The sequence below is a fragment of the Nonomuraea marmarensis genome (assembly GCF_043197025.1).
In the GTDB taxonomy this organism is placed as follows: Bacteria; Actinomycetota; Actinomycetes; order Streptosporangiales; family Streptosporangiaceae; genus Nonomuraea; species Nonomuraea marmarensis.
In genome coordinates this window covers 214,802-234,765 of record NZ_JBICRM010000012.1, presented here as the reverse complement: position 1 = coordinate 234,765, position 19,964 = coordinate 214,802, and the positions used below count along the sequence as shown (strand labels likewise).

The window sequence follows — 19,964 nt, the reverse complement described above, 5'->3', positions numbered from 1 at the left end:
GCGGCGCTCGTGTGTGACGGTTCGACTCAGGCGCGGCCCGAGGCGCGTCTGGTCACCTCGTCGGCCAGGCGGTCGAGGGAGCGGTCGAGGAGGTCGCGCACCTCGTCCGCGCGCGCTCCCGAGTCGGGCTCGTCGAGGAGGGAGATGTGCACGGTCACCTCGCTCGTCCCGGCCGCCGCGTCCGACACCTGCAGCCAGCCCGCGTAGCCAGGGTGGTCGCGGCCGCCCCACTCCACCCGGAGCTGGTCCTCGGAGGCACGGAACAAGCCCTCGTGTTTCCCGCTGCCCGGGATCAGGTCGCCTCCGGCCTCGAGGATGCCGGGACCGCTGTCGTGCACCGACAAGCCCTGTGGCAGCCACCGGTCCATGATGTCGACGTCGGACGCGACGCCGTACACGATCATGCTGTTCGCCGGCATCCTCCGCGTCGCCTCGAACTCAGCCATCCCCAGCCCCCGTTCCGAATCCCGCCGCCCCTACCCTCGTGATCTGGTCGCAAACTGCGGTCGTGTTGTCGGGGTCTCCCGCTACCGTTGCGGTTGTCGGGTAGTCGTGCGGCGAGGGGAGCGGGGCGATGGTGGAGCTGCCACGGGTGCCGCCGGAGATGTTCCGGTTCACCACCACCGAGCGGGCAGATCTGCACACCGCGGTCCTCTACGCCTTCGGCGAGGCCAACGAGCGGCTCGAGACGGCGCTGACCGTTGACGAGGTGCACGAGCGGTTGCGGGCGGTGGGGTGGTACGCGCCGGTCGCCGAGCAGGAGCTGGCCGGCACGCTCAAGCAACTCGTCGGGTGGGGGCTGCTCGATGTGATCTTCAATCACGCCGGGAGCTTCGCCACCGCTGAGGAGTACGAGCGGAAGAACCTGCAATATTCGCTGACCAAGCGGGGTGAGGCGGCGTTCGCCGGGGTGCAGCATGCGATGGGGATGCTGGCGTCGGCGGGGGCGCTGCAGACCGCGGTGCTCGACGCGATCGCCGATCGGCTGGGGGAGCTGGAGGCACTGCTGCGGGATTCCGATCCGGGGCGTAATCGGCGGATCTTCACCAGCCTTCAGGAGTTGGAGGGGCATCTTGACGGGCTGCGTAACAACACCAAGCAGTTCAACGGGGAGTTGCAGCGGCTGCTGCGGGTCGAGGGGACCGATCTGACCACCTTTCATGAGGTCAAGGCCGCTACGGTGGCCTATTTGCAGGAGTTCGTGACCAACCTGGAGCAGCGGGGTGACACCATCGCGGTCGCCCTGCGAGGGGTGGCCGAGCACGGGGTGAGCGTGTTGCATGCCCGGGCGCTCGATGGGGCCGATCTGCCCAAGGTGCCGGGTGCTGATCACGCCACACCCTGGCTGGCGGCTCGGGCGGCCAAGTGGGAAGGGTTGCGGCTCTGGTTCGACCCGGGTGAGGGCGGCGTGCCGCGGGTGCGGCAGCTGCATGACGTGGCACGGCGGGCCATCGTGTCGTTGTTGCAGGTGCTCGATCGGATCACCGACTCGCGGCGCCGGTCGTCCAGTGCCGCCGCCGACTTCCGCACGCTCGCCCGGTGGTTCGCCACCGCGCCCAGTGAGGATGACGCGCATCGGTTGTGGGATGCCGCGTTCGGGCTCGGGTCCGCCAGGCACGCGCATCTCGGGCATGTCGACGCCGAGCTCATTCCGGCCGGGGTGCCGTGGTCGGAGGCGGAGCCGGTCGCGGTGTCGGCGTTGTTGCGGTCGCGGGGGCGTACCGAGCGGATGGGGCGTACGGGGAAGGTCCGCGACGTGGAGGCGCTGCGGGCCGAGCGCCGGGCGCGGGCCGAGAAGGAGCGGGCCCAACTGGAGGCCGCCTGGGCGGCGCTGGCCACGACTGGGGCCATGCGGTTGTCGCAGCTCGGGGAGCTCGATCACGACGCGTTCGGGCGGTTGCTCGATCTGCTCGGGCGGGCGCTGGCCGAACGTCCCGACTCGACCGGGTTCCGCAGGGCTGTCACCTCGGATGGGCGGGTGGAGATCGTGCTCCGGGCTCCTGACGATGGGGCGGTGGCGGTGTTGCGTACCTCGGAGGGGTGGTTCCGGGGGCCCGACTATCTCATCGATGTGCGGTCGCTCGGGGATGGTCGTGAGCGGTCATTCGGGGGTGAGCGGTTGTTTGAGGGCAGGCGTGAGCGGGCGTCCGGGGAGGCCCGGGGGAGGGTGGCGGGGGCATGAGTCGCCTGGCCAACCAGCTCGTCAGGGCCGAGAAAGAGGAGATCGCGCGGGCGATCAGGACCCTGCTCGGGCAACCGCTCGTGTCCTTGCACGACGATCCCGCCGCTTTCGACCTGATCAGGAAACGGCGGCAGCCGCTGACCCAGTGGTTCGACTACTTCTGCGGCTGGCGGCTGGTCGTGGAGCCGCGCCAGGGGTACGCGCGGCTGGTCAAGGTCAGGTCCGAGGCCGGTGCCACCCGGCCGGCCCGCCGTCGCCGCACCACCAGGGCGCCGTTCGATCGCCGCCGTTACACGTTGTTGTGCCTGTGCGCGGCCGAGCTGCTCACCTCGCCGGTCACCACGATCGGCATGCTGGCCCAGCGGGTCGTGCAGGCGGCCGCGGTGGAGGTGGGGGTGCCCGGGTTCGATCCGGTACGCGCCGACGAACGGGCCGCGTTCGTCGATGCGCTCAAGCTGCTGGAGCACTACGGGGCTGTCACCGCCATGGACGGGGCGACGGACTCCTACCTCGACGACGAGGACGCCAAGGTGCTCTATCGGGTGGACACCACCCGCGTGATCAGGCTGCTCGCCGCCCCGGTGCCCCCTTCCCGGGTCGCCGCCGCCGCGGATCGCGACGATGCGGTCCGCGTTGGAGAGGGCCACAGCGACGCCGGGCAGGCTGCTGAGAGCCGGGACAACGCGGATGTCCTCACCTCGCTCACCGTCGAGGCCCGGTACGGCGGCGAGGAGCCGACCGAGACCCAGCGGAACTTGTGGGCTCGGCACTCCCTCATCCGCCGCCTGCTCGACGAGCCCGTCGTCTACCGCGACGAGCTGACCCCGGCCCAGTCCGCCTACGCGGCCTCGCTCACCGGACGCCAGATCATCCGGCGGGCCGCCGAAGAGGCCGGGTTCGTGCTGGAAGAACGCGCGGAGGGGTTCCTGCTCATCGACACCGACGCCACCGCCACGGACACCAGGTTCCCCGACGACAGCAGCCACGCGAAGGTGGCCGCCCTGCTCGTGCTCGACCTGCTCGTCTCGTCCGGCCCGGTGACCGCCGCCCGGCTGGACGCCGAGGCGACCCACCTGCTGAGCCGGTTCCCGCAGTGGGCCAAGGCGTACCAGTCGGACGGCGGCGGGCCGCGGCTGGCGGCCGACGCGCTGGAGGTGCTCGCGCTGTTCGGGCTGGCCCGCCGCACGGGTGACGAGGTCGCCGCCCTGCCCGCCGCGGCCCGCTACCGGGTCGAGCGCGGTACGGCCGTCGAGGAGGATTCATGACAGTTACCGAGCTCACCCTCACGCGCGCCGCGCAGGGGATGGACGCCCGCTGGATCCCCGTACGCGCCGGGATCCTGAACGTCTGGCGCTACTACGACGAGGTGTTCGAGTTCCACCGGGGCAGGCTGTTGCTGCGCGGGCCCAACGGCAGCGGCAAGTCCAAGGTCCTGGAGCTGCTGCTCCCGTACGTGCTCGATGCCAGCCTCAAGCCGAGCAGGTTGTCCACGTTCGGCGGCACCGAGCGCACCATGCACTGGAACCTGATGGGCGACGGCGCCACCGGCACCACCCGGGTGGGATACGTGTGGCTGGAGTTCCGGCACGCCGACGGCCGCTGGTTCACCTGCGGCGCCCGGCTCCAGGCCACCATCCACACCAAGAACGTCACCGTCTCCTACTTCACCGCCGAATCCCGCGTCGACACCCCTGACGGCATCCGGCTCAGCGGCGACGGCGGCCAGCCCCTGACCAAGGCCCAGCTCATCGACGAACTCGGCACGTCCGGCAAGGTACACGAGTCCGCCGACGCCTACCGCACGGTCGTCCGCCAGACGCTCTACCGCGCGCTCAACGAGCAGCGCTACGACTCGCTGCTGACCGCGCTGCGCCAGCTCCGCACCCCGAAGCTGTCCGAACGCCTCGACCCCGGGCTGCTGTCCGAGCTGCTGTCGAGTGCCCTGCCGCCGCTCGGCGAGGGCGAGATCCACGAGATCGCCGAGGGGTTCGAACGGCTCGACCGGCAGCGTGAGGAGCTGCGCCTGCTCGACCGCGACGTGGAGGAGGCCGACCGGCTGGCCACCCGGCAGCGCGGCTACGCCCAGCGCGTCCTGCGGGCCGCCGCCGCAGCGGTGACGTCCGCGGGTTACACCATGGACTCGCTGGCCGCCGAGGCCAAGGCCAAACGGGAGGCGCTCAAGGAGGCCGAGTACGAGCTCGAAGCCACGACCGTGCGGCTGGAGGAGGAGGAGGGGCAGGAGCTGGCCCTGGCCGCGCGGATCGACGGGCTCAAGGAGAGCGACGCGTACAAAGCGGGCAGCGAGTTGCACCGGCTCCGCACCGAGGCCCAGACCGCCCACGAGGGGGCCGCCCGGCTGCGCGACCAGGCCGGAACGGCGGCCCGTTCCGCCACCGCCAAGCAGGAGCAGTCGGCCCGCGCCGACGCCGGAGCCCGCACGGCCGCGCAACTCGCCGACCGCGCCAGGATCGAGGCCCGCCAGGCCGCCGAACGCGCCGGGCTCCTCGGCGTCCACGAGGAGAGCGAACGAGCCGGGCTCGAGGGTGATGCGGAAGCCGAGGCTCATCGTGACAGCGGTCGCGACGGCGAGGAGAGCGTGCGCAGGGCTCGGGAGTTGTTGCGGGCCGCCGTCACCAGCCGCGCCGCCCAGATCCGGGAGGTCAGGGCCGGGGCATTGGCGCACGACGAGGCGATCAACCGGCGCACCACCGCCGAGCAGGACCGCGACCAGGCGCGCGACGATCTCACCGCCGCCCAGACGGCCCACGACCAGGCCGAACGCCTCCGCGACGACCAGGCCCGCGACCTGTCCACGGCTCTGGGGGAGTGGGCGGCCGGGTGCACTCAGCTCCGGCTCGACCCCGACGAGCTGGCGGGCCTGGCGGAGCGGTTCGAGGAGGCCGACGAACTGGTCGGCACCGCCCGTACAGACGCCGCGGTCAAGTTGGGCGCCCGCGAGCAGCACCTGACCGGGCTGCGCGAAGGATTGCTGGCCGAACGCGCCGAGCTGGCACAGGAACGCGAACGACTCAACGACCAGACCGTCCTCGAACCGCCCGCCCCGCACACCCGCACCGCCTCCAGGGCGGGACGCCCGGGCGCGCCGCTGTGGCGGGCGGTGGCGTTCAGGTCGGGGCTCGACCCCGTCGCCCAGGCCGGAGTCGAAGCCGCGCTCGAAGCCTCCGGGCTGCTCGACCTGTGGTTGCGGCCCGACGGCGGGTTCGACCCGGGGGAGCACGACGCGTTCGCCGTGGCGGCGCTGGCCAAGCCCGCGCCCGGCTACAGCCTGGCGCACGTGTTGTGCACGGAGGCGGACTCCCCGGTGAGCGCCGACACCGTGCTGTCCGGGATCGCCTTCGTGCCCACCGCGATCGGCGTCGACCACCCCGCCGTCGTGGGCGCCGACGGCACCTGGCGGCTCGGCCCCGCCGCGGGCCGCTGGGTCAAGCCCGAGCCCTCCTACATCGGCGCCACCGCCCGCGAACGCGCCAGGCGGCGCCGCATCGCCGAGCTGGACGACCGGCTGGGCGAGCTCGCCGGCCGGATCGCCGAGTGCGACCACCTGCTCGCCGAGGTCGAGGCCGACCGCGACACGCTGGCCGCCGAGCTGCGGCGCAGACCCGACAGGAAGCCGTACGCCGACGCGGTCCAGGCGCTCGACGGCGCGGTGAAGAAGGTGGCGCTGCTGGAAGACCAGCTGAGGGCGTACGTGGAGCGGCTGCACGAGCGAGAGAAGGAGGTCGGCAGGTCGCTGCGGCGGCTCACCGAGCTGGCGGCCGCGCACGCGCTGCCCACCGCGCAGGCCGCGCTGGACAACCTGGAAGAAGCCCTGCGCACCGCCGAGACGACCGGCACCACCTGGCACGACCGGCGCGCCGACGCCCGCGCCGCCAGAGAACGCGCCGTGCACGCCGCCGAGACCGCCCGCGAATACCAGGAGCTCGCGGTCGAAGCCGTCGAACGCGCCGAGGAGGCCGCGGCGGCGGCCGTCGTGCTGGCGGAGAAGCTGGCCGCCATCGAGTCCACGGTCGGCGTCGAGCACCTGCGCGTCCTCGAACAACTCCAGCAGACCCAGACCGCCTACCAGTCCTGCCGCCGCCTCATCAAGTCGGTCAACGACACCCTCGCCCGGCTCAACGCCCGGCTCGGCCAGCTCAGGGGAGAGCTCGGCACCGCCGAGGACAGGCACGCCGAGGCGGGGCAAGCGCGGGACGCGGTCTCCGAACGCTTCCGCCGTCTGGCGGCCGGGCACCTGCCGGTGGACGCGAAGGTGACGGTCGAGCTGGCCGCCGGAGCCGGGGTGCGGGCCGTGCTGGAGTCTGCCAGGGCCGTCGCGGAGCAGCTGGCGGCGGTGCCGTACGAGCACAAGAACGTCCGGGAGGCCGAGGCGCGGCTGCAGGACGCGTTCCACCACGCCAGGGAGATCCTCGCCGACCGGGCGGATCTGGAGCTGGCGCCCGACGAGGACGTACAGGTGCTGACCGCCACTGTCAGCGGCGTGCGGGCGGGGGCGGCGGCGCTCAGCAAGGCGCTGCGAAAGGAGCGCGACGACCGGCGCTCGGACATCACGGAGGCGGAGCGGGACCTGTTCGACCGCACGCTGGCCGGGGACACGCGACGGCACCTCGCCGACCGGATCAGGCAGGCGACCGCGCTGGTGGAGGGCATGAACCAGCGCCTCGAACGCGTCCGCACCGCCTCCCGGGTGGCGGTGCGGCTGGTGTGGCAGGTGGACCCGACCCAGTCAGCCGGTACGCGCGCGGCCCGCGACCTGCTCCTCCGTGACCCGGCCGGGTTGACCGAGGCCGACAAGGAGGCTCTGTACGTCTTCTTCAGGGATCGGGTGGAGGAGGCGCGCGCCGACAACTCCTCGGCCAGCTGGGAGGACCAGCTGATGAAGGTGCTCGACTACACGGCCTGGCATCGGTTCATGGTCAAGCTCGATCGGGGCGACGGGCAGGGGTGGCAGGATCTCACCAGAAAGCTGCACGGGGCGCTGTCCGGCGGGGAGAAGGCGATCGCGCTGCATCTGCCGTTGTTCGCCGCCGTGGCCGCGCATTACCAGACCGACCCGGGTTGTCCGCGGTTCATCCTGCTGGATGAGGTTTTCGTGGGGGTGGACAAGACGAATCGGGGGCAGGTGTTCGACCTGCTGGTGGATCTGGGGCTGGATCTGGTGCTGACGTCCGATCACGAGTGGTGCGAATACCGGGAGCTGGACGGGATCGCGATCCACCAGCTCATCACGGGCGACGGGGACGACGCGGTGACGACGGCCCGGTTCGTGTGGAACGGCTACCGGACGGTCCCGACCGAATGAGCGTTCCCGAGCGGTTGCGGGTGGCGGGGTTGCGGCCGGTGTGGCGGGCCCTGCACGAGCGGCTCTCCTCCGGTCACCAGGTCAGCCGGGTCAGGGTGACCGGGCTGGCGGCCGACGAGCAGGCCGCCGTCGCCGACCTGCTCGGGCTCGACCGCTACCCGGGACCGTCCCTCACGATCGATGTCGCCAGGCTCGAAGGGGCGCTGGGCGGGCTCGACGTGCGTACCGTCACCGAGGAGATCATCGGCCCGGTCGACGACCGCAGACGCAAGCGGGCGGAACGGCAGGTCGAGCGCCAGGCGTTGCTCGACTGGTTCGCCGCGCATCCGGTGGTCGTCGCCGAGCCCGCGCTGCTGGCGTTGTCCGCCGTCCGCGCCGGTCGCGATCTGCTCGAACAGGCACTGGCCGTGCTCGCCGCGCTGCCCGGCTCCGGACGGCCGCTGGCCGCGGTGGCCGCCGACGTCACCGGAGATCCGCACGCCCTCGACGACGGCACCCGGCTGTCGGCGCTGGTCATGAAGGCCCTGTCCGTGCTGTACGACGTGCCCGCCCCGGAGGGTGCCCAGGAGCGGCGGGCACTGTGGGAGCGGGCGGGCGTGGCCTGCGACGCCCTGTCCACGACCGTGCTCGTCGCCGGATTACTGCCGGAAGGCGACGATCCGCTGGCCCGGGTGTTGCGCATCTGGGGCGGCCAGGCGAGCGTGATCACGCTCGCCCAGCTCCAGCACACCTTGGAACTGCGGGAACGGGACGTTTGGGTGGTGGAGAACCCGACCGTGCTGGCGCTCGCCCAGCAGCGGTTCGGCACGGCCTGCCCGCCCATGGTCTGCACCTCCGGCTGGCCCAACAGCGCCGCCATCCGCCTGCTGCGCTCGCTGCCGGGTGCCCGACTCCGCTACCACGGCGATTTCGACGGGGAGGGGCTGAGGATCGCGGCTTACACGATGGCCAAGACGGGTGCGGAGCCGTGGCGCATGTCCACCACCGACTACCTCCGAGCCCTTGAAGACCGCCCGTCCGGCTGCGTTCCGCCTGGCCGGGTGACCGATGCGCCGTGGGATCCCGAGCTGGCCCCCGCCATGCGTTCGCACGGGCTCGCGGTCCCCGAGGAACTCGTCGCGGAGCGGCTGCTCGACGACCTGGCATGACGGCGGACATGACGGCTGGTTGCGGGGCGACGCGCACGCATCCCGTCAACTCGTGAGCTGGGCGGCCCAGGGCGGGTCGGCGCCGGGCACCGAGCACGTCAGCGCCGACACCCGGGCCGCGAACTCCGCCGCCTCCACCGCCGCCCCCAGGTCCACGTCGTCGAGGCGGCCGCCCAGCAGGCCCTTCGTACCGAGGTGGTGCAGGAGCCCGGCGGTGAAGGCGTCTCCGGCACCGACCGTGTCCACGACCTCGACCTTCGGTGCTCGTACGGTGGCTCGTTCGCCGTCCAGGGACACCAGCGCGCCCGCCGCGCCCCTCGTGACGACGATCAGGCGGGCGCCGGCGGCGTGCCAGGTGTCGCAGGCACGTTCCATGGGCACGCCGGGCAGCAGGAACGCCAGGTCGTCGTCGCTGAGCTTGAGGATGTCGGTCCACTCGCACCAGCGGGCCACCGGGTAGTCGTCGATGGAGGCGAGGCTGGGGCGTACGTTCGGGTCGATCGAGATGGTGGCGCGCTCGGCGGCGGCCCGCGCGAGCTCCTCCACCGCCGTCCTCCCCGGCTCCCTGACCAGCGCCAGCGAGCCGGTGTGCAGGCACTTGACCGGGCCGAGGCGCTGGAGATCCAGCTCGTACGGACTCCACTGCCAGTCGGCCGTGCCGTCGGCGTAGAAGGTGTACTCGGCCTGGCCCCCGGCGTCCAGGGCGGCGACCGCCAGCGTGCTCGGCTCCTTGGCTTCAACGGACGAGGACAGGTCCACGCCGGAGGAGGCGAGGTGCTCGCGGAACAACCCGCCGAACACGTCGCCGGAGATGCGGCCGAGGAACCGGGTGGGAGTGCCGAGCCGCGCCAGCGCAACCGCCGTGTTGGCCGGCCCGCCACCAGGCAACACCCGCAACGCCAGCCCTGCCACCCCGCCGCCCACTGCGTCGCCGATGGGCCCATCGGTGGGATGCCCCGTGGAGAGTGCGGGTGGCGGGCCGGGGTGGCGCTCGGTGAAGCCGTCGGCGACGCACTCGCCCAGGACAGCGATCATCGGGCCTGCCTTTCTGGCACGTTGCCGATTTGTTACGGCATAAGGGCATTGACGTTTCTCGGATCGGAGTCCATCATCGCAGCACGGCAGATGTCAACGTTGACATATGTCAACGATGACATCGAATTCTCGCTGATAGGAACCGCCCATGAATGCAAAGCTTCCGGCCGGCCTCCTCGTCACCGCGCTACTCGTCACCGGGGTCACCGGCTGTGGCGGGAGCGGCGGCAGCGGTCAGAGCGCCTCCGGCACCCCCAAGGTCGGCCTGATCACCAAGACCGAGACGAACCCGTTCTTCGTCAAGATGAAGGAAGGCGCGCAGAAGGCCGCCCAGGCCAACGGCATGGAGCTGATGAGCGCCGCGGGCAAGTTCGACGGTGACAACGCCGCGCAGATCACCGCCATCGAGAACATGGTCGCCGCCGGCGTGAAAGGCATCCTCATCACCCCGAGCGACACCAAGGCCATCGTTCCGGCGATCAAGAAGGCGCGCGACGCCGGGGTCCTGGTCATCGCGCTCGACACGCCCACCGAGCCGCAGGAGGCCACCGACGCGCTGTTCGCGACCGACAACCTCAAGGCCGGCGAGCTGATCGGTCAGTACGCCAAGGCCGCCATGGCCGGCAAGCCAGCCAAGATCGCCACCCTCGACCTGGCCCCCGGCATCACGGTCGGGCAGCTCAGGCACGACGGGTTCCTCAAGGGGTACGGGATCCAGGAAGGCGACCCGTCCATCGTGTGCTCCCAGGACACCAGGGGCGACCAGGCCAAGGGCCAGACCGCCATGGAGAACTGCCTGCAGAAGGCCCCCGACATCAACCTCGTCTACACCATCAACGAGCCCGCCGCGCTGGGCGCGTACACGGCGTTGAAGGCCAAGGGCCGCGACAAGGAGGTGCTGATCGTCTCCGTGGACGGCGGCTGCACCGGCACCAAGGCCGTGCAGTCCGGCCAGATCGCCGCCACGAGCCAGCAGTACCCGCTCAAGATGGCCGAGGACGGCGTCAAGGCGGTGGCCGCGTTCGCCAAGAACGGGCAGAAGGCCAGCGGCTACACCGACACCGGCGTCACCCTGATCACCGACAAGTCCGTTACCGGCGTCGAGGCCAAGGATACCGCCTTCGGCCTGGCGAACTGCTGGGGCTGAGCATGGCAGTGATGGAAGCGACGCTGCCGCGCCGCCTGATCAGCACCCCCGTCGCGGGCCCGCTGGCCGCCCTCGTGCTGGCCTGCCTGTTCTTCGGGCTGAACACCGGCCAGTTCTTCACCGGCCCCAACTTCTCCCTGATCATCCAGCAGGTCATGGTGGTCGGCACGCTGGCCATCGGCCAGACGCTGATCATCCTCACCGCCGGCATCGACCTGGCGAACGGCGCCATCATGGCGTTCGGCGGGATCGTGATGACCAAGCTGGCCGTGGACAGCGGCCTGCCCGCGCCGCTGGCGCTGGCCGCCGGGCTCGTCGTGTGCGCCGGGTTCGGGCTGGTCAACGGGTTGCTGGTGACGCGGATCTCGCTGCCGCCGTTCATCGTGACGCTCGGCATGCTGAACGTGGTCTTCGCGCTCACCCACATCTACTCCAACGAGCAGACGGTCACGGACCTGCCGGCACTGCTGACGTTCCTCGGGCAGACGTTCCAGGTCGGCCAGACGAACGTCACCTACGGCTCGCTGCTCACGATCCTGCTGTTCCTGCTGTTCGCGTACCTGCTCGGGTCCACCGCGTGGGGCCGCCACGTGTACGCCCTGGGCAACAACCCCGAGGTGGCCCGCCTGACCGGCATCAGGACGAAGCGCCTGACCATCGGCGTCTACACGCTGGCCGGCTTCGTGTACGGCATCGCCGCCCTGCTGCTCGTCTCCCGTACCGGCGTGGGCGACCCGCAGGCCGGCCAGACCGACAACCTGGACAGCATCACCGCGGTCGTGCTCGGCGGCACCAGCCTGTTCGGTGGCCGCGGCATGGTGATCGGCACGCTGGTCGGAGCGCTCATCGTGGGGGTGTTCCGCAATGGCCTGCAGCTGATGGGCGTACCGTCGATTTACCAGACGCTCATCACCGGCATCCTGGTGATCCTCGCCGTCGCCGTCGACCAGCTCTCCCGCAGGAGGAACCGATGACCGGCCAGACCCCCGTGCTGCAGGCCCGCGGCCTGGTCAAGCGCTACGGTCAGGTGACCGCGCTCGACGGCTCCGACTTCGACCTGATGCCCGGCGAGGTGCTCGCGGTCATCGGCGACAACGGCGCGGGCAAGACCAGCCTGATCAAGGCGCTGACCGGCGCGCTCCAGCCCGACTCCGGCGAGATCCGGCTCGACGGCGAGCCGGTGCGCTTCCGCGACCCCCTCGACGCGCGCCGCCACGGCATCGAGACCGTCTACCAGGACCTCGCGGTCGCGGCCTCGCTCGACATCGCCACCAACATGTTCCTGGGCAGGGAGATCCGCAAGCCGGGCGTGCTCGGCAGCGTCTTCAGGCTGCTGGACAAGAAGCGGATGCGCGAGGAGTCGGCCCGGCACATGGCCGAGCTCAAGATCGGGCTGCGCTCGCTCACCCAGCCGGTCGAGTCGCTGTCGGGCGGGCAGCGGCAGGGCGTAGCCGTGGCCAGGGCGGTGGCGTGGGCCACGCACGTCGTGGTCATGGACGAGCCCACGGCCGCGCTCGGGGTCAAGGAGTCCGGCCAGGTGCTCGACATGATCAAACGAGTCCGGGACCGAGGCACGCCGGTCGTGCTGATCAGCCACAACATGCCGCACGTGTTCGAGATCGCCGACCGCATCCACATCCAGCGCCTGGGCCGCAGGGTCGCCGAGATCGCTCCCGGCGACCACAGCATGGCCGAGGTGGTGGCCATCATGACCGGCGCGCTCCAGGTGTCGGAGGGCAAGGCCGTGGTGGCGGACAAGGATGCGGCGGAGGCGATCGGCCTGTCCTGATGAGCATCTAGCATGGGCGGAATGCGCCGTCCGACGATGACAGATGTGGCCCGTGAGGTCGGGGTCACGGCGAAGACCGTCTCGCGGGTGCTCAACGACGACGGCCCGGTCGCCGTGGAGACCCGCGAACGCGTCATGGCGGCGGTCACGAAGCTGGGCTACCAGCCCAACCTGATGGCCCGCAACATGCGGGTCGGCGCCCGCGATGCCGCGATCGGCCTGGTCATCCCCGAGATGGGCAACCCGTTCTTCGGCATGGTCGCGGGCGGCATCGAGAGCGCCGTCCGCGCCCGCGGGCTCACCCTCATCGTCGGCTCCTCCAGCGAGACGGCGGACCTGGAGCAGTCGCTGATCGCCACGTTCCTGGCCCGCAGGGTGAGCGCGCTCATGGTCGTCCCCTCGGCCGCCAGCGACCACCGCCACCTGCGCACCGAGCGGGTGGCCGGCCTGCCGATCGTCTTCCTCGACCGCCCGGCCGTCGGGCTGCGGGCCGACAGCGTGGTCAGCGCCAACCGGGAAGGCGCCCGGTCGGGTGTCGCCCACCTGGTCGCGTACGGCCACCGCAAGATCGGCTTCGTCGGCGACCTGCCCGCCACCCTCTACACCCGACGCGAACGTTTCCAGGGCTACCGCGACGCCCTCGACCAGGCGGGCCTGCCGTTCGACCGGTCGCTGGTGGAGACGGGCCACGACCAGGAGGCCGCGTCCCGCGCCGCCTTGCGGCTCCTGTCCCTGGACGATCCGCCGACGGCGCTGTTCGCGGCCAACAACCTCGCCTCGATGGGCACGGTGCTGGCGCTGTCGCGGGCGGGGCGCAGGGATGTGGCGCTCGTCGGGTTCGACGATCTGCCGCTGGCGGAGGTGCTCGATCCGCCGTTGACGGTCGTGGCGCAGGATCCGGCGGGGATGGGGGCCACGGCGGCGGAGCTGGTGTTGTCGCGGCTGGACGGCGACCGGTCCAGGGCCCGCAGGTCACTGGTGCCCACCCGGCTGCTCGTCCGGGGTTCGGGCGAGTTGCCCCCGCCCCGATGACGCTCGGGACGGGGGCGACTCGACGTCAGCGTTTGACGGTGAACTGGCCCGCGAGCGGCCCGAGCACGACACTGTACGTGCCGGGTTCGGTGCGGCGCACGTCGAACGAGATCCGCGTGCTCCGCCCGTTCTGCAACGGAACGCTCTTGTGCTGCTCGTCCTCTCCGTTGATGCGGAGCACGGCGTCGTACGAACCGGGCTTTTCGCCCACGTTCGTTACCCAGGCTCCCACCTGGACGCGCCCTGAGCGGGACGCCGACACCTCCAGGTCGCTCACCGCGAACAACGCCTCCGGGCCGGCCACCCGGTCGTGCACGAAGACGTCGGTGCGCTTGTTCGTGTCGCCTTCGACCAGGTTCGACGAGTCGCTCTCGAAGGCCACGTACCGGCCGTCCTCGCTGATCGACGGCAGGTCCGCCCGGGCGTCGCCCTCCACCCCGTTCGGAGCGGTGGAGATGCGCTTGGTGGTGCCGGCCGCGACGTCGCGGACGAACACGTCGTTGCGCACGTTGGCGTCGTCGCCGACGATGTCGTTCCCGTCGCCGTAGAAGGCCACCGTACGCCCGTCGGCGCTGAGCGAGGGGGCGAAGGACATGCCCTTGGACCCGTTGCCGTCGAGCGCCACCGACACCAGGTCGGTCTTGCCGGTGGTCAGGTCCTGGACATACAGCTGGCCGAGCCCGACGCCGTTGCTGAAGGCCACCGCGTTGCCGTTGGCGCTGATCACCGGCCCGGTGCTCTCGGTGTCCGGGTAGGGCCCGGTGACCCGCTTGACGGCCCCGGTCTGCCGGTCCTTCACGAAGACGTCGATCAGGTCGTTCGTGTCTCCGGGCACCAGCGTGGCGGCCGCGCTCTGGAACGCGACGTAGCGGCCGTCGGCGCTGATCGTCTCCTCGCGCGAGTGGCCGTCGAGCTGGGACCCGTCCGGGCCGACGGAGACCCGCTCGGTCCTGCCCGCCTGCCGGTCGCGGACGAAGATGTCGGTCTTCCCGTTCGTGTCCCCTGGCACCAGGTTCGTCGCGTCGCTGTTGAAGACCGCGTACCGGCCGTCGGCGCTGAACCGCGGCGCACCGGACAGCCCGTCTCCCGGCACGCCCTCGGGCGACACCGAGAGCATCTCCGTCTTGCCGGTCTGCCGGTCGTGCACGAACGTGTCCGTCTGGCCGTTCGTGTCACCGGCCACCAGGTTGGTGGCCCCGCTGTTGAACCCGGCCAGGCGCCCGTCGCGGCTGACCGTCGGCGACACCGAGAACGCGTCGGCCAGCCCGCCGCCGGACGGCACCGAGACCCGCTCGGTCACCCGGGTACGCAGGTCGGTGGCGAAGATGTCCAGCTCGCCGTTGGTGTCGTCGCCGCCGGCCAGGTTGGACGCCGGGCTGGCGAACACCACCACGGAGCCGTCGCCGCTCAGCTCGGGCCACCACGCCTCGTGGTTGCCCTGCCGCCCGTCGGTGCCCAGCGACACCCGCTCGGTGTCCGGGCGGCGCGGCAGGGTCACGTTCGCGTCGGGGTTCCGCTTGCCCACTTCCACGTCTGCGGGTTCCGACCTGGACACGCCGGAGGCGTTCGCGGAGATCCGGTAGTCGCCGTAGGGGACGTCCTTGATCGTGTACCGGCCGCTCCTGTCGGTCGTCGCCGCCAGGGGGTCGGGCACGTCGAGCACCGCGACCGTGGCGCCGGGCACCGCCGTGCCGGTCGGGCCGTACACCACCCGTCCCGAGATCGTGCCCCGGCGCGTCTGCTCCAGCTCCATGCGCACGTCGGAGAGCCGGTCAGCCTGGACGCGCACGGTCTCGGTGTCCGTCTCGTAGCCGAACCTGGACAGCGTGAGCTCGTGCCTGCCCGCGGGCAGCCGCAGCTCGAACCGCCCATGCGCGTCCGTCTCGACGCTGCGCCCATCCGCCCTGGCGACCTTGACGCCGGCCAGCGGCTTGCGGGTGCGCTCGTCGGTGACGGTGCCGCGGACGCCGCTCTTCAGCCCCGCCTCCGCGACGGCCGCGGCGGCGTCGATCCGGCCCCGGCCGACGCGCGGGTTCGGGCGCGCGCCGTAGCGGTCGTCGGAGACCGACGTGCCCTCCAGGATCTCCAGCGCGGCGTCCACGGTCAGGCCGGGGCGGGCCTGCAGCATGAGAGCGACCGTGCCGGACACGTGCGGGGTGGCCATCGAGGTGCCGCTCAGCGTGGCGTACTCGCCGCCGGGCATCGACGACACGACGTCCACGCCAGGCGCCGAAATATCCGGTACGACGTACGAATCCGGCCACTCCGGCGGCGCGTCGATCCAGTCGGTGTGCTTGACCACGCCACCGCAGGAGAAGTCCGGCACGTCGTCGTTGACGTCGGTCGCGCCCACGGCCACGGCCTCGTACACGTTGCCCGGGCTGCTCGACTGCCCAGCCGCGCAGTCGTTGCCGATGGCGAAGGAGGGGAACGCGCCGGCGAAGTAGATGTTCCTGGCCGGTTCGATCAGCTCGTCGGCGTAACCCTCGCCGCCCAGCGACATGCTGACCACGTCGGCCGGCTCGCCCGCCGGCTTGCCGTCGGCGCCGAACGGCGCCACCGCCCACTGCATGCCCGCGACGACCTGCGCGAGCGTGCCCGAGCCGTGCGGGATGACCAGGCCGGCCATCAGCTCGGCGCCGGGCGCGACCCCGATCTGCGTGCCGGACGCGTTCCCGCCCGCGATCGTGCCCGCCACGTGCGTCCCGTGGTACGCGCTGTCGTGCGGCTCCGAGGCCACCGGCTTGCCGTCGGCGTCGAACTCGATCCAGCCGCCCGGATGCTTGGCGTCCGCGGCGTCGTCGCTGACGAGCTTGCCCTGCAGGTCCGGGTGGGTGAGGTCGATGCCGGTGTCGAGGATGGCCACCCGCACGCCCTTGCCGGTGATCCCCTCGCTCTGCACCTTGTCGGCGCCGATCTTCTCGACACCCCAGGCGGCCTGCTGAGCTGCTGTCTTCTGCGCTTTGCCCTGCTCGGGCTCGGGAACGGTGAGCGTGAAGTTGGGGATGATCCGCTCGACCACGTCCAGCTCGGCCAGGGCGTTCAGGGTGCCGGGCGTGGCCCGTACCAGGACCATGTTCTTCAGCCAGAACGTGTTGAGCACCTGGTCGCCGCGCGACTCGACAAGTTGGACCACGGGGTCCTGCACGGGCTCGGCGCTCGCGGACAGCGCGGCCCGCGCCTCGGCGCGGGACTTCGGCGCGGGCAGGTCGCCCGGCGTGCGCAACACGACGGCCGCTTCGACGCTGCCGCTCCTGAGCTGCGCGGTCAGCCTGGGATCGATCTTAGGCGGCGGAGTCGGCTCCGCGATGGTGTTGACGGCGGCGCTCGCCGTCGCCGGGCTTGCGGCGAACGTCCCGGACGCCAGTAAAACGGCAGATAAGGCGGCTACGAGCAGGCGTCGCCCAGGGGATCGGCGGGGGGACAGCGGCATGACGCTCCTTCGTTCCTGTGGCCACAGGGGGCCCAATCGTGCTCATGAACGCTGACATCTTCCGCTGTTTGCTGACAAGCTAAGTCGATGACGAGTTTCCGTCATGTGACGTAAACCCGACACGAGGAGGGGTCACGGGTGCTCGAGGCGATCGGACTCGGCCATCAGGACGAGGAGGTGTACGACGCCCTGGTCAGCCGGACCCAGGCGACGGTGACGGAGATCGTCCACGACTGCCACCTCCCGGCGTCGGCCGCCCGGCGGATCCTGCAGTCACTGGTCGACCTGGGCCTCGCCACCCGCTCGACCGGCCGGCCCACCCGCTACGTCGCCGTCTCGCCGGACAGCAGCCTGGAGGCCATCCTGCGGGAGCGCGAACGGGAGCTGGACGGCGTACGTACCCACATCCGGGCACTGATGGACGTCTACCGCGCCAACACCCGCTTCGCCCACCCCGGCGAGCTGATCGAGGTGGTCTCGGGGCGCGACGAGGTCAACCACCGGTGGGTGCAGATGCAGCACGACACGCGGGCGCAGATGCGCGGCTTCGACCTCCCGCCGTACGCGGCCCCGCAGGAGCACACGGAGTCGAACCCGATCGAGCTCAACCTGCTACGACGAGGCGTGAAATATCGCGTCATCTACGACACCAGCGTGCTGGAACTGCCGGGCTGGCTGGAGGACGTCACGGTGGGGGTGCAACACGGGGAACAGGCCAGGATCGCCGCGAACCTGCCGATGAAGCTGGGCATCTCCGACGACCGGCTGGCCATCATCCCGTTGTTGCGGGCGGGCGACAGCGTGGTCACGGCGTCGTACCTGATCCACCCGTCGCCACTGCTGGACGCCCTGGTGGCGCTGTTCGAGGCACTGTGGGAGCGCAGCGTCCCGGTCCGGTTGACGGCTCCCGGAGGGGACCTGTCGGAGGACGAGGAACGGCTGCTGATGTTGCTGGCGGCGGGGGCAACGGACAAGGCGGCCAGCCGGGCGCTGGGATGGAGCGAACGCACGGTGCAACGGCACATCACGCGGCTGATGCGGCGGCTGGGGGCGCAGACCCGCTTCCAGGTGGCCATGGAGGCCACGCGCCGCGGCTGGATCTGACGGCCTGTTTGACCCAGGTAGGTCGGGGTTCTCCGCATCAAGGCGCGACTCATTGCCCAGCGGCAAGGTTCACTTCAAGGCCGACTGGCGAGGCGGTGGAGAAGCGTCGGCCGCCACCACGCCCGCCTTCGCCTTACTGATCCGGATGCGAGGCGTCACGTAGGCCGGCGAACAGGTCCTCCTCGTGGTCGGGAGCGTCCACCCTGCACAGTTTCCGCTCGAACGCCTCATGCGAGAACGCCTGGTGCTGTGCCTCCTCCGGCATGCGCAGCAGGAAGATGTTCTCCCCCTGGCTCTCGTGCGCCTTGAGAGCCTTGAGCTTGCGCTCCACGTAGGGTGTGACATCGATGATGCTGGTGACCCGATCGTCGGGGGTGCCGAAGTCGTCGGAGGGCTCGAAACCGCCGAGGTCGACCCCGCTGTCGCGCATCAGCTCGAACATTCGCAAAATGGCGGTCCGGGGCATGGCCGTGTAATAGAACTTGTCGGGAATGCCTGTCGATTCCACCGCCGCTGCCGTGATGCGGTGGGCCTGGACGTGGTCCGGATGGCCGTAACCGCCGCCGCCCGTCTCGTCGTACGTCACCACGACCTGCGGCCGGTAGTGCTCCATCAGCGCGGCGAGCTTGGCGGCGGCCGTCTCGACGGGCACGTTCGCGAACGCGTCGGGGTGGGCGTTGGTGTCCCAGCCGTCCATGCCGGAGTCGCGGTAGCCGAGCAGCTCCAAGTGGTCGAGGCCCAGGTGCGCGACCGACTCGCGCAACTCGGAGAGCCGCCGCTCGGCCACCGCCGCGTCGTCGTGACCGGGCTCGCCCGGTTTGACGCCGCCCTGGTCGTCGCCCTGTTCGCCGTTGGTGCAGGTGACCAGGACCGTGCGGATGCCCTCGTCGGTGTAGCGGGCGAGGATGCCGCCGGTGCTCAGGCATTCGTCGTCGGGGTGAGCGTGCACGACCATCAAAGTGAGTTGCCGATCCATGGCTTGGGACACTACCCGCCGGCCCCGACAATCCCGGTACCCGGTGCTCGCCAACTGGGCTGGGCAGGACTTGCCCGGATGCAGCCCACGCTACGCCAGGAGGCGGACGGCTGGACCGTCCATGTGGCGCTGGCCAGGAGGGCGTGAGCGGCGAGGCGGTCACCCATAGGGCGAATTTCGGTCGGCTCGTGTCGTCACGACCGTAAGCTGGGCACATGTATTCGACGCAGATCTCTCGTCGCGTGAACGCACCGCGTTCGGCGGTGTATCGGGCGCTTGTCGATGCGGACGCGATCGCGAAGTGGCGGGTGCCGACCGGTATGACCAGCCACGTGCATGAGTTCGAGGCCCGCGAAGGTGGTTTGTTCCGGGTTTCGCTCACGTACGACGCGCCGAACGAAACCGGCAAGTCGATGGCGCATACCGACACCTACCACGGCCATTTCGTGAAACTCGTGCCGGACGAGCAAGTAGTCGAAGTGTTGGAGTTCGAGACGGTGGATCCCGCGCTTGGCGGCGAGATGAAGATGACCACGACGCTCACTGAAGTAGACGGTGGCACCGAAGTTCTCATCGTGCACGAAGGCATTCCCGACATTGTGCCTGCCGCCGACAACGAGACCGGTACGCGGCTGGCGCTGGAGAATCTCGCCAGGCTCGTTGAGGGGGAGTAGGGCCTATTGAGGGCCGCCCGCCTCGTTGGCCCGGCTTGAGATCCAGACCGACCAGACCATGGCCAGCGCGAAGCCAAGATCGTCGAAGCAGGCTGACGAAACGGTCATAGTCGAGCGCGAACCG

14 protein-coding genes are annotated in these 19,964 nt (G+C 70.9%); 10 read left to right on the top strand and 4 right to left on the bottom strand.

All coding sequences use genetic code 11. The features are described 5' to 3' along the window. Positions 1-26 precede the first annotated feature (26 nt). A complete protein-coding gene (locus tag ACFLIM_RS21990) occupies positions 27-446 on the bottom strand; it encodes a hypothetical protein (RefSeq protein WP_393168217.1) in 420 nt (139 codons plus the stop codon). A gap of 128 nt (positions 447-574) precedes the next feature. Here ACFLIM_RS21990 and ACFLIM_RS21985 point away from each other — a divergent pair, with 128 nt between their 5' ends. Genes ACFLIM_RS21985 through ACFLIM_RS21970 form a run of 4 tightly spaced genes read left to right on the top strand, consistent with a single transcriptional unit; the run spans position 575 to position 8,650 of the window. Beyond that, a complete protein-coding gene (locus tag ACFLIM_RS21985; protein WP_393168215.1) occupies positions 575-2,182 on the top strand; it encodes a TIGR02677 family protein in 1,608 nt (535 codons plus the stop codon). Next, positions 2,179-3,447, top strand: coding sequence for a TIGR02678 family protein (locus ACFLIM_RS21980; RefSeq protein ID WP_393168213.1), 1,269 nt, complete (start codon positions 2,179-2,181; stop codon positions 3,445-3,447). Before ACFLIM_RS21985 ends, ACFLIM_RS21980 begins: the two co-directional genes overlap by 4 nt. Continuing rightward, on the top strand, positions 3,444-7,502 hold the full coding sequence (locus ACFLIM_RS21975) for a TIGR02680 family protein (protein ID WP_393168212.1): 4,059 nt from the start codon (positions 3,444-3,446) through the stop codon (positions 7,500-7,502). Before ACFLIM_RS21980 ends, ACFLIM_RS21975 begins: the two co-directional genes overlap by 4 nt. After that, positions 7,499-8,650: a TIGR02679 family protein gene (locus ACFLIM_RS21970; RefSeq protein WP_393168210.1), complete on the top strand. Its 1,152-nt coding sequence runs from the start codon at positions 7,499-7,501 to the stop codon at positions 8,648-8,650. The genes ACFLIM_RS21975 and ACFLIM_RS21970 overlap by 4 nt, the downstream gene beginning before the upstream one ends. Before the next feature lie 45 nt (positions 8,651-8,695). On the opposite strand, the gene ACFLIM_RS21965 is transcribed toward ACFLIM_RS21970, so the two are convergent. Beyond that, positions 8,696-9,685, bottom strand: a complete 990-nt coding sequence (locus tag ACFLIM_RS21965) for a carbohydrate kinase family protein (RefSeq protein ID WP_393168208.1) — start codon at positions 9,683-9,685, stop codon at positions 8,696-8,698. A 148-nt stretch (positions 9,686-9,833) separates the two neighbouring features. Between ACFLIM_RS21965 and ACFLIM_RS21960 the strand changes: the two genes are divergently transcribed. The 4 genes from ACFLIM_RS21960 to ACFLIM_RS21945 are packed head-to-tail and all read left to right on the top strand — an operon-like array spanning position 9,834 to position 13,653. Further along, on the top strand, positions 9,834-10,832 hold the full coding sequence (locus ACFLIM_RS21960; protein WP_393168206.1) for a sugar ABC transporter substrate-binding protein: 999 nt from the start codon (positions 9,834-9,836) through the stop codon (positions 10,830-10,832). A gap of 11 nt (positions 10,833-10,843) precedes the next feature. Continuing rightward, a complete protein-coding gene (locus ACFLIM_RS21955; RefSeq protein ID WP_393168204.1) occupies positions 10,844-11,806 on the top strand; it encodes an ABC transporter permease in 963 nt (320 codons plus the stop codon). Further along, the gene (locus ACFLIM_RS21950) at positions 11,803-12,621 is read left to right on the top strand and encodes an ATP-binding cassette domain-containing protein (RefSeq protein WP_393168202.1); all 819 of its coding nucleotides are present in this window, start codon (positions 11,803-11,805) and stop codon (positions 12,619-12,621) included. The genes ACFLIM_RS21955 and ACFLIM_RS21950 overlap by 4 nt, the downstream gene beginning before the upstream one ends. Positions 12,622-12,642: 21 nt before the next feature. Next, the gene (locus ACFLIM_RS21945) at positions 12,643-13,653 is read left to right on the top strand and encodes a LacI family DNA-binding transcriptional regulator (RefSeq protein WP_393168200.1); all 1,011 of its coding nucleotides are present in this window, start codon (positions 12,643-12,645) and stop codon (positions 13,651-13,653) included. A gap of 25 nt (positions 13,654-13,678) precedes the next feature. Here ACFLIM_RS21945 and ACFLIM_RS21940 read toward each other — a convergent pair whose 3' ends face one another. Beyond that, positions 13,679-17,086, bottom strand: a complete 3,408-nt coding sequence (locus tag ACFLIM_RS21940; RefSeq protein ID WP_393168198.1) for a S8 family serine peptidase — start codon at positions 17,084-17,086, stop codon at positions 13,679-13,681. 138 nt (positions 17,087-17,224) lie between these two features. On the opposite strand from ACFLIM_RS21940, the gene ACFLIM_RS21935 reads away from it, so the two are divergent. After that, positions 17,225-18,190: a helix-turn-helix transcriptional regulator gene (locus ACFLIM_RS21935; RefSeq protein WP_393168197.1), complete on the top strand. Its 966-nt coding sequence runs from the start codon at positions 17,225-17,227 to the stop codon at positions 18,188-18,190. A 133-nt stretch (positions 18,191-18,323) separates the two neighbouring features. Here ACFLIM_RS21935 and ACFLIM_RS21930 read toward each other — a convergent pair whose 3' ends face one another. After that, complete coding sequence (locus tag ACFLIM_RS21930; RefSeq protein WP_393168196.1) at positions 18,324-19,166, bottom strand: PIG-L family deacetylase; 843 nt, start codon at positions 19,164-19,166, stop codon at positions 18,324-18,326. A 215-nt stretch (positions 19,167-19,381) separates the two neighbouring features. Between ACFLIM_RS21930 and ACFLIM_RS21925 the strand changes: the two genes are divergently transcribed. Continuing rightward, positions 19,382-19,840, top strand: coding sequence for an SRPBCC family protein (locus ACFLIM_RS21925; protein WP_393168194.1), 459 nt, complete (start codon positions 19,382-19,384; stop codon positions 19,838-19,840). Positions 19,841-19,964 lie beyond the last annotated feature (124 nt).